The sequence below is a fragment of the Formosa undariae genome (assembly GCF_042427615.1).
Lineage (GTDB): Bacteria > Bacteroidota > Bacteroidia > Flavobacteriales > Flavobacteriaceae > Formosa > Formosa undariae.
This window is the reverse complement of sequence record NZ_JBHMEZ010000012.1, coordinates 264,724-280,758: the sequence shown is the minus strand read 5'-3', so window position 1 is coordinate 280,758 and position 16,035 is coordinate 264,724. Positions and strand designations below refer to the sequence as shown.

General features: G+C 33.6%; 12 protein-coding genes and 1 tRNA gene. 10 read left to right on the top strand and 3 right to left on the bottom strand.

The features are described 5' to 3' along the window. Positions 1-149: 149 nt before the first annotated feature. Positions 150-788, bottom strand: coding sequence for a carboxypeptidase-like regulatory domain-containing protein (locus ACFFVB_RS12290; protein WP_382383170.1), 639 nt, complete (start codon positions 786-788; stop codon positions 150-152). 218 nt (positions 789-1,006) lie between these two features. On the opposite strand from ACFFVB_RS12290, the gene ACFFVB_RS12285 reads away from it, so the two are divergent. Together ACFFVB_RS12285 and ACFFVB_RS12280 are read left to right on the top strand one after the other, a co-directional pair. Continuing rightward, a complete protein-coding gene (locus tag ACFFVB_RS12285) occupies positions 1,007-3,520 on the top strand; it encodes a leucine-rich repeat domain-containing protein (RefSeq protein ID WP_382383169.1) in 2,514 nt (837 codons plus the stop codon). Between the two features lie 78 nt (positions 3,521-3,598). Beyond that, entirely contained in the window at positions 3,599-6,124 is a 2,526-nt protein-coding gene (locus ACFFVB_RS12280) for a leucine-rich repeat domain-containing protein (RefSeq protein WP_382383168.1), read from the top strand. An 858-nt stretch (positions 6,125-6,982) separates the two neighbouring features. Here the strand turns inward: ACFFVB_RS12280 and ACFFVB_RS12275 are convergent. Further along, positions 6,983-7,055 (bottom strand) — tRNA-Gly (locus ACFFVB_RS12275). Positions 7,056-7,339: 284 nt separating this feature from the next. Between ACFFVB_RS12275 and ACFFVB_RS12270 the strand changes: the two genes are divergently transcribed. The 8 genes from ACFFVB_RS12270 to ACFFVB_RS12235 all read left to right on the top strand — a co-directional run bounded on the left by ACFFVB_RS12270 (position 7,340) and on the right by ACFFVB_RS12235 (position 15,490). Next, positions 7,340-7,504, top strand: coding sequence for a pyridoxamine 5'-phosphate oxidase family protein (locus ACFFVB_RS12270; protein WP_382383167.1), 165 nt, complete (start codon positions 7,340-7,342; stop codon positions 7,502-7,504). Next, positions 7,501-7,839, top strand: a complete 339-nt coding sequence (locus ACFFVB_RS12265; protein WP_382383166.1) for a pyridoxamine 5'-phosphate oxidase family protein — start codon at positions 7,501-7,503, stop codon at positions 7,837-7,839. Before ACFFVB_RS12270 ends, ACFFVB_RS12265 begins: the two co-directional genes overlap by 4 nt. A gap of 194 nt (positions 7,840-8,033) precedes the next feature. Further along, positions 8,034-9,059 carry a ligase-associated DNA damage response exonuclease gene (locus ACFFVB_RS12260; protein WP_382383165.1) on the top strand — a complete coding sequence of 342 codons (1,026 nt, stop codon included), beginning with the start codon at positions 8,034-8,036 and terminating at the stop codon, positions 9,057-9,059. After that, on the top strand, positions 9,056-10,648 hold the full coding sequence (locus ACFFVB_RS12255; RefSeq protein ID WP_382383164.1) for an ATP-dependent DNA ligase: 1,593 nt from the start codon (positions 9,056-9,058) through the stop codon (positions 10,646-10,648). Before ACFFVB_RS12260 ends, ACFFVB_RS12255 begins: the two co-directional genes overlap by 4 nt. A 3-nt stretch (positions 10,649-10,651) precedes the next feature. Next, on the top strand, positions 10,652-13,117 hold the full coding sequence (locus tag ACFFVB_RS12250) for a ligase-associated DNA damage response DEXH box helicase (protein ID WP_382383163.1): 2,466 nt from the start codon (positions 10,652-10,654) through the stop codon (positions 13,115-13,117). Positions 13,118-13,128: 11 nt separating this feature from the next. Further along, entirely contained in the window at positions 13,129-13,776 is a 648-nt protein-coding gene (gene pdeM, locus ACFFVB_RS12245; RefSeq protein ID WP_382383162.1) for a ligase-associated DNA damage response endonuclease PdeM, read from the top strand. Positions 13,777-13,913: 137 nt separating this feature from the next. Then, a complete protein-coding gene (locus tag ACFFVB_RS12240) occupies positions 13,914-14,897 on the top strand; it encodes a DNA topoisomerase IB (RefSeq protein WP_382383161.1) in 984 nt (327 codons plus the stop codon). A 158-nt stretch (positions 14,898-15,055) separates the two neighbouring features. Then, positions 15,056-15,490 (top strand): BLUF domain-containing protein, encoded by a 435-nt coding sequence (locus ACFFVB_RS12235; RefSeq protein WP_382383159.1) that lies wholly within the window; start codon positions 15,056-15,058, stop codon positions 15,488-15,490. 106 nt (positions 15,491-15,596) lie between these two features. Here ACFFVB_RS12235 and ACFFVB_RS12230 read toward each other — a convergent pair whose 3' ends face one another. Further along, entirely contained in the window at positions 15,597-15,857 is a 261-nt protein-coding gene (locus ACFFVB_RS12230; protein WP_382383157.1) for a hypothetical protein, read from the bottom strand. Between the last annotated feature and the right edge of the window lie 178 nt (positions 15,858-16,035).

Sequence of the window (16,035 nt, the reverse complement as noted above, 5' to 3'; positions counted from 1 at the left end):
ACTCACGGTATTTGGGGATATTATTTGGCAAGTGTTTAACGTTTAAATCGCATGGCAATAAGAAGACTATAAAAATTTAAAAAATAAGCTAGAGTATAAAGCTTAAGACGATGTAGCAATTAATTTTAAGTAGGATATTTTAAAAGGTATTATCTAAACAGATTACCTATACGTCTAAATATATTTAGCTTTTTTACAACAACAACTTCTCCTAATAAGGTTTCATCTAAAATCATTTTAATTTGACTTAGATCCGTATTGTTTTTATCTAACTGTATGTCCTGAGATTCAAATCCAAGATATGAAAATGATAGTATGGGTTTTTTTTGAATTTCAGTAGCATTAATCGGTATTGAGAATTTCCCATCAAAGTCCGTTAAAACACCATAACGAGTACCTTTTAAAAGAATATTAACTCCAGGAAGGGGCGTTGTTCCATCTGTTACTACGCCAGAAACGATTATGGAATCTTTACTTTTATAATTTGTGTTTTGTTCTTTGTAATTAGAGGAAGCAGAATCTAGATGAATGGGGTCTGGTTGTTGTTGGCTTAAAACAGGAGATGAAAATAAAAGCAAAGATGATATTCCAAGAAATACAGGTGCTTTTGAAACCCGTTCGTTTCTAAATGAAGAAATATCTGTATTTAATTGATTTGGTCTAAACTTACCACAAATAGTACCTTTCTGATCCAATATTTTAGCCAATTGATATTTTGAGGCATGTGTATAATCTGTTACTTCTTTTTTGCATTTAGAACAAAAAGCACCACGTTCAGTTGGAGTCATGGAATTCCAATTTTCAGAGCAAGGTTTAGGTATGTGTAGTTGGTATTTCACTGTATTGAATAGAGTTATATAAATGTAAATAAAATACAGGAGAAAGGCATATTAAAATATAAGGTTTAAGCGCTATTGGTTAAGTCTGTTTTTTAATATCACAGAATACAGTGACAAATAATACCGTGTTTTAAAATAGGTTTGTAACACAAAAAATAAACACTCTTATGATATTAAGTAAACACGAATTTGGTTTTAACTTTTATGAAGACGAAACATCTTTTGAAAAAATTAAAGGATGTGAAAATTATCCTGAAGATTTTTATTACGAGATTTTTGTACTCGCAAAATCTACTAAAAACAAGCAGATTAGAACCGAATGTACCAATATCATAAAAAAACAGGCACCAGAAGCTTTACAATTAGCTTTAAAGAGTCGAAAAAAAATAACGCTGATAGAAGATTCTTCTTCTTTTAAAAAGAAGCTGATTACTATATTAGAGTACGGCGTACTCTCAGAAGACTTAGACCTTTTTAAACTATACACACTAGTTTGTAAGCGTTTAACGCTTTCGCTTGAATATGCAAAAAAAGAAGTCATTGAACTTTTCATAGAAACCCCACGTCTTTTAAGTCAGTTTAATGGTATTAAAGAATTAACAATTAGCACTTCTAGACAGGAAGAAGGTTTTAGTAACGTTGTAAACAACATAACGCAACTTACCTCATTAGAAAAACTTGAGCTTGAAATTGATTATAAATACATACCAGAAGAACTAGAACGATTAGTTAACTTAAAAGAGTTTATTCTAACAGCACCTAACTTGGTATGGATTCCCGTAGGAATAACCAAGTTAAAAGCACTTAAAAAGTTGGAGTTTAGGGGGAGTTTTCCTTATGGTGAAGACGAGCCTAACCCTAACATAGTTAACTTTACTTGGCTTAAAGAATTGACAAGTTTAAAGAAATTAAAAATAGGTTCTTTTACGGTACAAGATCTCTCTGCTGTAGAGCTTCCGACAAGTTTAAAAGAATTAGAGTTTTTTAGGTTTGAGAATTTAACCGCTTTACCAGAAACACTTGGTCACTTGCCCAAATTGAAAAAATTAAGGCTAAGTGGTATGAGGGAGCTAGAACAATTTCCTGCATCTGTTAGTGAATTTAAAACCTTAGAGGTTTTTGAATCTATTCATTTATCAAAATTAAAAAAAGTTCCTGCATCTTTTATTTTTGGACCAAATATTAAACGTTTACTAGGTTTGTATACAGAGTTTATGCCTTATGGTGTAACACCTGTAACTAAGCTAAAAAGAATCGTTTTTACCCATCCAGAGCTTCTTAGTTTTGTATTGGATAATGCCTTGTCATTTACTAATCTAAAAGAGATAGAAATTACTTGTGATGCACCAAAAAGAAGAAGTACACATACGTTTTCTGCATTTAAAAAACTTAAAAACCTTAAGTATAAGTTAGCACATCATTTAGAATGGGTTTTAGAGGATATTCACGAATGTAAAAAGCTAGAAGACGTTTTTATTTCTGGTATATATAATGGAGCTGATGCTGAAATAACGAACGCTGACGTTACTAATTTCCCTCAAGCATTTTCTAGAGTAAAGCATTTACAAACCTTACGTGTACACAGTGCAAAAGCACTAGTTTTAAATACAGATTATTTACCTATAAAGACAGACAGTCTTACCATTACAGATATAAAAGTTATTGAGCCAGGTGTGGAAGATTTTGAGGTAAATCATATAAAAGTAACAGGTACACCTATTACCGCATTGCAAAAATTTTATTCGGTAATGCGTGCTAAAAAAATTACGTTAGACGATGTAAACAGTGTTAAAAATGAGACTTTAGATTTCAATAATTTTAAAGACCCTGAAAGCTATAAAGATTTTATATTTAATAGTAATGTAAAAGACTTAGATAAGGCATTAAAAACACTTTGTAATTTACAATCACTAACCATTGATTTTAATAAAGATAATGCCGAACAAAACAATGGTTTAACCGCTTATACACACCATAATTTAAAAAACTTAACCATTAAAAATTTTAATGGTGACACTAATGTTATTAAGTTATTATTAGAGCATACGCCTCATCTAGAATTTTTAGAAATTTACGAATGTGTAGGACTTGCAGACTTACCTAAAGTTACTTTAAACAAACTAAAAACACTGAAATTATTTTATAGCGATGATATACAGTCTATAGAAAACTTAACAGTGCCCAACATAGAACTTTTTAAAGTTTTATCGTGTGACAATTTTGGTTACGATGCTATGGTTACCGCATCGCATTGGAAAACGCTTAAATTTCTTTGGTTAGAAAGCATTAGTAGAGATCTTGAAACCTACCCAGAGACCATTGCAGACTTAAATCTAGACACCTTTTTTATTGATGGATTTTTAACCAAAAGACAAATACCAAAATGGATAGGCAGAATGAAATCCTTACGAGTTCTAGGAATAGAGCAGTTTTATTATTGTCCATTACCAGAAGAATTAGCCGAATTAACCCAATTAAAAATAATGAGTATTAGAGGCTGTGATTTTACAGAACAAGTGTCTGATAAATTTAAGAATTTGAATTTAGAGGAATTAATTTACAGGTATTCAAAATTTAATGGAAACAATATGAAATCGTCTAAATTTTACGCATTAGCTGGAAATAAAATATTAAAAGAGGATTTTGATAACAGATATGAAAAATACAATCTCTACTGCTAAAGAAATTTAAGCACAACGTACCGCAATCTAAAACCCTTTTTTTAAAAGAAATTTATACCCAAAAAATTAACGATTACTATGACAAAACCAGCAGAAACACCTGTTTTCAAGTTTTATACAATGGATGAGTATTATGAAGACATTAAAAAGTGTAAAAACTTTCCAGAGGATTTTTATTATGAAATTTTTGTGATTGCAAAAGCAACATCTAATAAAAAAAATAGAACAGAGTGTGCTAACATCATAAAAAAACAAGCCCCAGAAGCTTTACAAATAGCTTTTAAAAGTCGAAAAAAAATAACACAAAAAGGAAAGCGTGTAGCCAGAATGATTTCTATTTTAGAATATGGATTGCTATCTGAAGACTTAGACCTTCTTAAATTATATAACCTAATTGGTGGAGCCTCAGAACTATGGCTTTTTCATTCTTCGACAGATTTTTTAGATCGCTTGTTAGAACATCCACATATATTAAGACGATTTAACGGCGTAAAAAGTTTAGAAATCCATTTAAAAGATTTTGGTAATAAATATGATAGTATTCTTAATGAGATATCAAAATTAACGTCTTTAGAAGAAATAGATCTAGAAGGTGATTATGAACAACTACCAGAGGATTTTGGTAATTTATCAAATTTAAAACAACTAAAGCTTGTTGCGCCTTGTTTAAAAAGGTTTCCTAGTACAATGTCTCAGTTAACAGCCTTAAAAAAAATACGTATTGAAGGTGATTATTGGATTGGAAGAATTATTCCTAATATGAATCTAACCGATTTTAATTGGCTTACAAAACTTACGAAACTAAAAGTGTTTAAACTACGTTATGTAGGCGTGCAAGACCTGTCTCAAGTCGTGTTTCCCGCCTCTTTAAAACGTATAGAATTGTTTTACTTAAATGAATTAACAGCATTACCTAAAGATGTTAGCCATTTAAAGCAACTAAAAAAGTTTCAGATTTTATCTAAAAGCATAGATAACTTATCAAGTGGTTTTGAGGATTTACCAAAATTAGAACTTTTTGAACTTCATGCGCCTAAGATAGATTCCATATCATCTACCTTGTTTTTTGGAGATGCGTCTAGATGTTTTGAAGAAATGCCTAGACCTAAATTAGAAACAAAAATTACATATAGCGAAGAAACTAATATATCACCAATGACAGAAGTAAGTCTGCGAGAATCTATAGAAATAGATTCTCCCAAACTACTTCATTTTATGTTAGATAATGCGTCGTTTTTTCCTAATTTAAAGACGATAACAGTGGATTGTATAGCGCCTGAAATTCCACATAAAATATCGTTAGCAGTATTTAAAAATCTAACAACGCTTAACTACAAACTAGAACATAAATTAGATTGGCTTTTTGAAGGGATTGAGCAATGTGTAAATCTTAAAAATATTGAGTTATACAGATTTCAAGAGTGGCATACTAAAGATATAAAATTAGCGGTTAGAGTTTTCCCAAATGTATTTTCAAAAATAGCTCAGTTAGATAGCCTGACCATTAAAAATGCGAGTGCCTTAGTTGTAAATACCGATTGTTTGCCAAAGAAGATTACCAATTTAACTATTTCTGAAATTAAAGGCATAAAAGCAGGAACAGAACCGTTGGATGTGTTTAATCTGGAAATTAAAGCCACACCAATTCTTAATTTACAGGAATTTTATGCAGTAATTAGCGCGGCTAAATTTAATCTTGGACATAGAAATGATGATGTCAGTAATGTTTTAAATTTTGAAACCTTTAGACATCCAGAAAAAATTGAATCGTTTGATTTTACCAGTGATGTGAGTCAGTTAGATAGCTTGCTTAAAAACTTCGTTAATTTAAAGGCGCTTACCATTACATTTAAAAAAGCCAATCCAGAACATAACAATGCATTAACGGCCTTTAAACACCCGAATCTAAAAGTACTAAGAATTGATGATTATAACGGAACCACCGAAGCTTTAGAACGTTTATTAACACATACACCAAACCTTGAGTTTTTAGGAATATTTGAAGCTAAAGGTTTTGATGATTTTCCTGCGGTAACCTTGCCTCAGCTTAAAAAATTAAGAATGCAGAGTGTCGCGATTAAATCCATAGACAACCTAAATGTTGAAACTATTGAAGCTGTAAAACTGATACATTGTGATAACATCAGTGATGAAAGTATTGAAGTAATATCGCGTTGGAGTTCTCTAAAACATCTTTGGTTAGAAGGCTTAGATGAAAATGGAAGCTCCTATCCAAAATCAATTTCTGAGTTGAATTTAGAAACGTTTTTTATCAGTGCACATAACAGAGAAGAAAAAATACCAACTTGGATTGCGAATCTACAAAATCTACATGTTTTAGGAATAAACAATTTTAAACAAGTTGTATTACCGGTAGAACTTGCATCATTAAAACAGCTGGAAGTATTAAGTATTAGCGGTTGTGAATTTTCTGAAAAAGTATCAGAAGAATTTAGAAATCTTAACCTAAAAAAAATGGTGTACTGGACCTCTAAATTTAATGGTAGTAATATGAAATCTGAACTCTACGAGCCATTGGAAAATAAATTGGTATCTCAACGTAATTTTGATGATGAAGATAGCGAAGTACCTTTTAGGGTGTAATGGGGATTCTAAAAAGTTGTTTGTGAATTGATAAATAGTTTAATTGTTGTAAAATAGAAACGTATTGAATTTATACTGAGGTGCTCTTAAGCTATTGCTATAAGAATTACTTGTAGAATATTTTCAATCACACTATTAAACTGAGCAAAGGTAAATTGTTTTTGATTCTCATGAAGGATTCTCGACTCCGCTCGAATTCCGTTTAAATCCTCAATGTTTAACCTTTTAGTGTCTCTTCTAGATGGCATGTAGAATAATGAAACCTCATGTTTTTCTATCGTGTTCGAGCGGAGTCGAGAACGAAATAATGTAGATTATTTTACCATCACGAATCGTACTCTTAATCAAAGTAATGGAAAATTATTTGTTGATTTTTAGATTATCATTGGTATTCTCGACTCCGCTCGAATATCGTTTAAATTCTCAATATTTAACCTTTTAGTGTCTCTTCTAGATGGCATGTAGAATAGTGAAAACCCCATGTTTTTCTATGGTGTTCGAGCGGAGTCGAGAACGAAAAAATGTAGATTATTTTACCATCACGAATCGTACTCTTAATCAAGGTAATGGAAAATTATTTGTTGATTTTTAGATTATCATTGGGATTCTCGACTTCGCTCGAATTCCGTTTAAATCCTCAATGTTTAACCTTTTAGTGTCTCTTCTAGATGGCATGTAGAATAATGAAAACCCATGTTTTTTTATGGTGTTCGAGCGGAGTCGAGAACGTAAAAATTTAGATTTTTTTCTTATTCAATAAACTACATAATGTAAAACATAACAAGTGCGCTCGAACAAAATTAATAGCGCACCATTTATCACAAAAAAAAGAGCTTCATATTTCTATGAAGCTCTTTGAGCGAGAGACCGGGTTCGAACCGGCGACATTCAGCTTGGAAGGCTGACGCTCTACCAACTGAGCTACTCTCGCAGTATTGGTAAGCGGTGGCAAATTTACATGTATTTCACTCTATTTTCCAAATAAAATACCTCCAAATTTTAAAGTATTTTTTACTTTTTTTAAACCTTAAAATTAAATGGCTTATTGATAGGTGATTATGCGTTTTCGATATATTACCAATTTATAATTTTTAAAATTTAAATAGACTTCAAGAGTGTTTTTCTGAGTTAATATTTCATCGCATTGCATCATTTCAAAACATCTATGTTCAGTAAACTTGTTATCAGTTTAATAATCAGAAATAAGATGGCATTATGAGTAATGAAAATTTATATAAGGACGAAGCAAAATTGAAAATTAAAGATATGGCGGAAGACATCGACTTTACCATGATGGCTACCAATTTAAAGGAGTTGCCTTTGCACATGATTCCGATGAGTACTAAAAAAGTAGATGAAGATGGATCATTTGGTTCTTGAGCAATAAAAACAGCACACACAATCAGAATATAATTAAAGACCCCAACGTACACTTAGTATATGCAGATAAAGGAGATATGCAGTTTTTAAATGTATACGGGAAAGCCAAAATTTCAACAGATAAATTCATAATTGATGCGTTATATTCTAAAGCAGATAGTATGTGGTTTGAAGGTAAAGACGATCCGAACATAACGGCTATAGGGATTACTCCTAAAGAAGCTTATTATTGGGATCCAAAAAATAATAAGTTGGTCACTTTGGTGAAACTTGGTGTGAGTGCCTTATCGGGTGAAGCACCGGATACCATGGATTATGGTAAACTAAAACTGTAAAATATTTAGATCGGGTTTCTGCCCGATTTTTAATGTCTTTTTTTAAAAAGGAATTTAAAATTCTTCTAAAAACACAAATAATATCAGGCGTATATCACATTCAGAATGTGCTCATATAATGTAAAGATTAACGCTATAGGATTTGGTCTAAATCAGTTTCGTTAGATAGTTATATCTTTAATTAAAAGAGCGACATGAAGACACCTTTATTAGTATTTAACGATAACGGCATATACTGTAAAGTTGCCAATGTGTACTTAGATCCTTGGAAACCTGTAGATTTTGCGATTATATCTCATGGTCATGCGGATCATAGTCGTTATGGTCATAAAAAATATATTACTCATCATACTAATGTCCCAATTATCAAACATCGACTAGGCGATATTCAGGTAAGTGGGGTTAATTACAATGAATCTTTTGTTATTAATAATGTGAAATTTTCATTACATCCTGCTGGGCATATTATTGGTAGTTCACAAATACGTGTTGAATATCGTGGAGAGGTTTGGGTGTTTTCTGGCGATTATAAACTGGAAGACGACGGTGTTTCTGTACCTTTTGAACCCGTAAAATGTCATGCCTTTATAACCGAATGCACGTTTGGTTTACCGGCCTTTAGATGGACACGACAAGCCGAAGTTTTTAGCGATATAAATTCATGGTGGGCAACAAATAGGGACGCTAAACAAACCTCTATATTGTTTGGGTATTCTCTAGGAAAAGCACAACGTTTATTAAAACATTTGGATACCGATATTGGTAAAATTTACACCCATGGTGCTATAGAAAATATGACGGAGGTGATTCGTCCCATGATTGATTTTCCGGAAACTACACGCATAACACGAGAAACCACTAAGAAAGAGTTACTGGGAAACATTGTATTGGCACCACCAAGTGCGCATGGTTCTGCATGGATTAGAAAAATGGTGCCTTATGTTACAGCATCTGCCAGTGGTTGGATGGCGTTTAGAGGTGCTAGAAGGCGTCGCGCAGTCGACCGAGGTTTTGTGATGTCCGATCATTGCGATTGGCAAGAGCTCTTAAAAGCGGTGGAAGCTACAGGTGCAGAAAAAGTAATTTGTACGCACGGTTACACCGATATTTTTTCAAAATATTTACGAACTCTAGGATTAGATGCACGTACCGAAAACACGCAGTTTGAGGGCGAATTAAACGAGTCGGATACTAAACTTGAAAAAGAGGTAGAAGTATGAGGAATTTCGCAGAATTAGTAAGAACCTTAGACAGTACAAATAAAACCACCTTGAAAGTCAATGCGCTTTCAGAATATTTTAAAAAAGCAAGTGATGCCGATCGGGTGTGGACCATTGCTATTCTATCTCATAGAAGGCCGCCTAGACCAATAAATACAACACTACTTAGAACCTGGGCTTCAGAATTAGCCAATATACAGTTGTGGTTATTCGAAGAATCTTATCATATTGTTGGGGATTTGGCAGAAACCATTGCACTCATATTACCTCCAAATAAAAATACTAGTGATAAGTCTTTAACGCAATTCTTAAATGAAATGATCACGTTAAAGAAAGAGCAAGATGAAATTAAGAAACTGTATATTACAAAAAATTGGAACACTTTAAACTATTACGAACGTTTTGTATTTACTAAATTAATTACAGGAGGTTTTAGAATAGGAGTGAGTCAGAAATTAATGACACGTGCTTTGTCTATGGCCACAGGAGTAGATGAAGATGTTTTAGCCTATAAATTAATGGGGAAATGGGATCCGAGTACCATCTCTTTTGAAGATTTGGTGTTAAAAGAAAAGGCATCAGATTTTATTTCTAAACCGTATCCGTTTTACTTGGCTTATGGCTTAGAAGGCCCTGTTTCTGATCTTGGTAATATAGAGGATTGGAGTTTCGAACATAAATGGGATGGCATTAGATCGCAAACGATTATTCGGGATAATGAGTTGTTTATTTGGAGTCGAGGTGAGGAATTAGTTACAGATAAATACCCCGAGTTTCATGTCTTTAAAGAAGAACTCCCTAACGGGACAGTATTAGATGGTGAGATTTTACCCTTCCCGAATAACGATATCGGAACCTTTCAAGATTTACAAACGCGTATAGGAAGAAAAACAGTAAGTAAAGCGCTTCTAGAAAAAACGCCAGTCATTTTAAAAGTATACGATATACTAGAATGGGAAGGTAAAGACTTAAGGTCACAACCATTTTCGGAGAGACGACTTATATTAGAGGATTTAATACAGCATTTAAATACCGATAATTTACCTCTTCAGCTTTCAGAAACGGTGGATTGCGATTCGTGGGAAGCAGTTGCCAAAGAGCGTGATCGTGCTAGAGAAATGCGAAGCGAAGGACTAATGATTAAACGAAAGGATTCTAAATATTTAGTCGGTCGTAAAAAAGGAGATTGGTGGAAATGGAAAACAGATCCATTAACCATAGACGCTGTTTTAACATACGCCATGCGGGGTCACGGAAGGCGAACAAATTTATTTACAGACTATACGTTTGGCTTATGGGATAAAGATGATAAACTCGTCACCTTTGCAAAAGCCTATTCCGGACTAACAGATGCTGAATTTAGGAAAGTGGATAATTGGATTAAAAGAAACACCTTAGAACGTTTCGGACCGGTGCGAAGTGTAACACCAGAATTGGTTTTCGAAATTGCTTTTGAAGGGATTGCACCTTCAAGCCGGCATAAAAGTGGTTATGCCACACGTTTTCCACGAATTTTAAGGTGGAGACAGGATAAAAAAATTGAGGATGCAAATAAATTAGAAGATTTAGAATCGTTAATGCTAAGTTGAAATATGAATAGAAAGCAGCTAGAGCGCATAGCACACGATTGGTTTAAGCAACACGATTGGGAACCGTTTCCGTTTCAAAAACAAACATGGACAGCCTTTTTACAGGGAAAAAATGGACTCTTAAACGCGCCTACAGGAAGTGGGAAAACTTATGCATTATGGGTTCCTATCGTTTTAGAATATATGAAGAGGAATCCAAATTATAAGTCTAAACCGCAAAAAGGACTTTTGGCTATTTGGGTTACGCCGTTAAGAGCGCTATCGGTAGAAATTAAACAGGCCGCCGAACGTTTTGTTAAAGATTTGGATGTGCCTTTAACTGTGGGCATACGGTCTGGAGATACCTCTACTAAAGAACGTGCTGCACAGAAACGAAATATGCCAAGTTTATTAATTACCACACCAGAAAGTTTGCAATTATTACTAGCCACTAAAGGCTACGATAAAATTTTTAAAAATGTAATTGGTGTTGTGGTAGACGAGTGGCACGAACTTGTTGCTAATAAACGTGGCGTGCAGATGACATTGGCTTTATCTCGGTTAAATGCTATTTCGCCTAGTATGCAAACTTGGGGAGTGTCTGCAACCATAGGGAATTTAGAGCAAGCTCGTGAAGTGTTGCTAGGCGTGAACAAAGAACGTGTATCTAACTCCGTGTTGATAAAAGCCAATATTAAAAAGAAAATTAACGTATTATCCATCATCCCTAAAAAGATAGAGAAATTCCCTTGGCGTGGGCATTTGGGATTACATCTATTAGAAGATATCATTCCTGTATTAGAAGAAAGTCAGTCGACCTTGATTTTTACAAACACGCGATCCCAGTGTGAAATTTGGTTTCAAAATATTTTAGAAAAGCATCCCGAATTTGCAGGCGATATAGCGATGCATCATGGGAGTATGAGTCGTGACACACGGCTTTGGGTAGAACAGGCATTAAGAGACGGGAACCTTAAAATTGTTGTGTGTACGTCAAGTTTAGATTTGGGAGTAGATTTTGCTCCTGTAGATACTATTATTCAGGTTGGAGGGCCTAAAGGTGTTTCCCGGTTTATGCAACGTGCGGGACGAAGCGGACATCAGCCAGGGAAAACAAGTGTCATTTATTTTTTACCAACACACGCTTTAGAATTAATAGAGGCTTCCGCTTTAATAAAAGCGGTTTCTAATACGGTTGTAGAAGACCGTGTGCCGTATCTGAATAGTTTTGATGTGCTTGTGCAGTATCTGGTGACTTTAGCGGTTTCCGATGGATTTTATCCAGAAACTATTTATCCAGAAGTTAAAAGTACATTTTGTTTTCAGACGTTAACGCCAGAACAATTTCAATGGATTCTAAATTTTATAACGCTTGGCGGCCAAAGTTTACAAGCTTACGACGAATATAAACGCGTAGACATAGAATCTGATGGGAAATTTAAAGTAAATAGTAGGGCAGTAGCCATGCGTCATCGATTGCAAATAGGAACTATAGTTAGTGATTCTGTCTTAAATGTAAAGTTTTTAAAAGGTGGTTATATTGGTACTATCGAGGAAAGTTTTATTTCAAAATTAAGACCAGGCGATGTATTTACGTTTGCAGGACGGCAATTGGAGTTATTTAGAATTAGAAACATGCAGGTGCTCGTTAAAAAATCCAAACAAAAGAATGCTAAAATTCCGAATTGGATGGGAGGACGAATGAGTTTTTCTTCAGAAATGAGTCATTTGATTCGTGAAGAACTCTATCTTTTAAATTCTAGCGATGCAGATAAATCAAAAGAATTGAAAGCATTAGAGCCGATTTTGATTCGGCAGAATCGGGAAAGTATGGTTCCAAATACAGACGAATTTTTAATCGAAACTTTTAAAACCCGAGAAGGGTATCATGCCGTTTTTTATCCGTTTGAAGGCTATTTTGTTCATGAAGCCATGGGGAGTTTGTTGGCGTATCGTTTAAGTTTGCTACACCCCATTTCATTTACCATTGCATTTAACGATTATGGTTTCGAGTTATTATCAGATCAACCCATAGACATACAAGCTATTTTAGATAATAATTTATTCTCGTCAGAGTATCTAAGAAGTGATTTAGAAAAAAGTATCAATGCTTCCGAGATGGCGAAGCGAAAGTTTCGAGATATAGCGGTAATTTCGGGATTAGTCTTTACAGGGTTTCCAAGCAAATTGGTTAAAAGCAAACACTTGCAAGCCAGTTCCCAGCTTTTGTTTGGGGTGTTTGAAGATTATGAGCCAGACAACCTATTATTTCAGCAGGCGTTTACAGAAACCTTCGAGCATCAATTAGAAGAAGGGCGATTACAACTAGCTTTAATGCGGATTAATACCCAAAATATCATTTGGAAATCGTGTTTAAAACCAACACCTTTTTCTTTTCCGATAATTACAGACCGATTGCGCGCCAAATTATCTTCAGAGAAATTAGCAGATCGCATTAGACGTATGACTATTCAATTGGAAAGATCGTAACGTATATATTTATGAAAACACTTCGGATAAACTGTGATAATCAAAATTTTATTTTGCATCCTGCAGGCGTGGCTTACTGGGAACGTAAACGCATGTTGTTAATTGCAGATGTCCACTTGGGAAAAATTACGCATTTTAGAAAACATGGTAGTGCCATTCCGCAAGCTTCATTGCATCATAATTTTAATCAGTTAAAATCGGTGGCTTCTAATTTCGATAGCGATACAATTTGTTTTCTAGGCGATTTATTCCATAGTTATATTAATAATGAATGGTTATTATTTAAATCATGGATAGAGACTTTAAATTGTAAAGTCGTTTTAATTTCTGGAAATCATGATATTATTGATGAAGAACGTTACACTCAGTTAGGTGTTGCAGTGTTGCAAGAGTGGGAACTCGATGGTTTCCTATTAACGCATCACCCGGAAGAGCGTGACGGATTTTATAATTTCTCTGGTCACATTCATCCTGGTGTAGAATTACGAGGCTTAGGGAGACAAAATTTAAAATTGAGTTGTTTTTATTGGAAAGAAAATCAGATGATATTTCCCGCTTTTGGGGTGTTTACAGGGAATTATATCATTAAACCGAAATCTGGTGAACGCATTTTTGTAAATACTGAAGATGAGGTATTAGAGATCGCTCTTAATGTGTAAAAAGGTGAAATTCGTTTATGTAATATGAGCAAATTATTTTATAGCTTCATTTTTTAATGGATTAAATTTACTGTCTTTAGAGCTAATACATGTGGCGAAAATCAGCTTATTTTATATGAGTTAATTGAAAAGATATCATGTACTACAGAAAAAAACATGGCAAAGGCTTTCGTTATGTCGATGCTTCCAACATAACGGTAAAAGATAAAGAATTAAAGTCGTGGTTTAAATCTTTGGTTATTCCTCCCGCATGGAGAGAAGTCGAGATTGATTCGAAGAAAAATGCCAAAATTTTAGTAACTGGGCGCGACGATAAAGAACGTAAACAGTACATTTATAATCCTAAGTTTAGAGAAAAACAAAATCAGGAAAAGTTTGATCGTATTTTAAAGTTTGCAGATAAACTAGAACACATGCGACGTGTTACAGGTCAGCATTTACGTAAACGTAAACTAGCAAAAGAAAAAGTGTTGGCGTGTATGGTCAGACTTTTAGAGGCCGCTTATTTTAGACCTGGTAGCGATCGGTATTCTAAAGAAAACCATAGTTATGGTTTAACGACTATGAGGAGTAAGCACTTGCAAATAGAAGGCGATGAATTGATATTTAGCTATATAGGTAAGTCTGGGAAAGAACAAGAACGGCATATAGTCGATAAAAGATTAGCTAAAATTGTTCAGGATATAGACGACTTGCCAGGGTATGAGATATTTAAGTTTATAGATGAAGACGGGACAAAGCAAGATGTGAAAAGTGATCACCTTAACGCGTATATCCGAGAGGTTATGGGAGAAGAATTTTCTGCCAAAGATTTTAGAACGTGGGCAGGAACCGTTATTGCTGCCATTGCTTTAGATGAAATAGGATACTCCCAAAAAAGAGATCAGAAAGAACTTGATAAGAATATCCGAGAAGCCGTGATTAAGGTTAGTGAACGCTTAGGAAATACGCCTTCTGTTGCCCGTAGTTCGTATATTGATCCACGTGTTATTGATGAATATATTGATGGTAAAACCATTAATTATTTTCAAAAGGAAATTTCTAGACTTCTTAAATTAAATGAAAATTTATCTCGGGAGGAAATTGGCGTGTTGTGTCTGTTAAATAAAAAATTAAAATAAGATACAGAGAATTTGAAGTGCGATTTGATCTTTTGAATTGGTTTCATCTAAAAAAAAACAATTCTTTTATTATCAATTATTGGTTAAAAAAATATATCTTGATTGCGTCAAGGCGAGTATTACATATGAATTTTGGCATTTCAAATACCATATTATTCATGTATCAATTAAATTATTATTCTAAATCTTCCCCAGAACTCGAACTCAGTCAATTAGAAAATATATTAGAGACTTCAAATCTTACCAATACTAACAAGGATGTTTCAGGTTGTCTTATTTATCACAACCATAGTTTTGTCCAGATTTTAGAAGGGAATAAGAAAGATGTTCTCGAAATTTTTGAAAAAATTAAAACGGATAAGCGACACCATTCCATAAACTTACTATGGGAAAATTATGTAGATAAAAGACATTTTAATAAATGGAGTATGGCGTTTCACAGACCACAAGACCAATTTTCTACACAATTTGTAGATAACTTACTTCTGCTTTCTTCCTTTTCGGAAAAAACTTCGGGATCTTTAAGAAGTTTTTGGGGACATGTTCGCAGAGTATTAGAATCGGATCCCAAACAAGAACTTGAGGTTTTTTAGTATTTGGTCTTAAGATTTAAATCAATAGAAGTTTTGATGACTTTGACGCATAAAAAAAGCTTCATTTGGTTAAGATGAAGCTCTCTATTTATGTTTAAATTTTTAATTATTCCCAATCATTAATTTCCTTTTGAACGTCTTTGCGGGATCGATTGGTGCGTTTTGCTAAACGATCGGTCATGGAATTAAATTCTCCGGAACGATAATCTACATCTTCCGAGGTTAATGACGGATATTGTTTTCTATATTCCTTCTGAATTTCGTTCCATTTCTTTTGCAAATCATTTAAATCAAGATGTCCATTTTGCTCTCGATATTCGCGTTCTTGCTCACGATTATTATTGTGTTCATTATCTGTGTCTTCCATAGTTTTGTTTGTTTAAAAATCTAAAGATTAAATTACTAATCTAATACTAATTGAATTGCTTCAAAAAAATAAATTATTAATCGTATTCGTTTCAGAATTGTAAAATTTAAAAACTAATTATGGAAGATCTTTAACGATTTACACGGTAAAAAGTTTTAGATCCTCCATAATATTAGAG

Bases quoted from the DNA above. Each gene is read 5' to 3' on its own strand.
- ACFFVB_RS12270 (WP_382383167.1), top strand. From the start codon at position 7,340: ATGAGTAATGAAAATTTATATAAGGACGAAGCAAAATTGAAAATTAAA.
- ACFFVB_RS12240 (WP_382383161.1), top strand. From the start codon at position 13,914: ATGTACTACAGAAAAAAACATGGCAAAGGCTTTCGTTATGTCGATGCT.
- pdeM (WP_382383162.1), top strand. From the start codon at position 13,129: ATGAAAACACTTCGGATAAACTGTGATAATCAAAATTTTATTTTGCAT.
- ACFFVB_RS12250 (WP_382383163.1), top strand. From the start codon at position 10,652: ATGAATAGAAAGCAGCTAGAGCGCATAGCACACGATTGGTTTAAGCAA.
- ACFFVB_RS12230 (WP_382383157.1), bottom strand. From the start codon at position 15,857: ATGGAAGACACAGATAATGAACACAATAATAATCGTGAGCAAGAACGC.
- ACFFVB_RS12255 (WP_382383164.1), top strand. From the start codon at position 9,056: ATGAGGAATTTCGCAGAATTAGTAAGAACCTTAGACAGTACAAATAAA.
- ACFFVB_RS12235 (WP_382383159.1), top strand. From the start codon at position 15,056: ATGTATCAATTAAATTATTATTCTAAATCTTCCCCAGAACTCGAACTC.
- ACFFVB_RS12280 (WP_382383168.1), top strand. From the start codon at position 3,599: ATGACAAAACCAGCAGAAACACCTGTTTTCAAGTTTTATACAATGGAT.
- ACFFVB_RS12285 (WP_382383169.1), top strand. From the start codon at position 1,007: ATGATATTAAGTAAACACGAATTTGGTTTTAACTTTTATGAAGACGAA.
- ACFFVB_RS12260 (WP_382383165.1), top strand. From the start codon at position 8,034: ATGAAGACACCTTTATTAGTATTTAACGATAACGGCATATACTGTAAA.
- ACFFVB_RS12290 (WP_382383170.1), bottom strand. From the start codon at position 788: ATGACTCCAACTGAACGTGGTGCTTTTTGTTCTAAATGCAAAAAAGAA.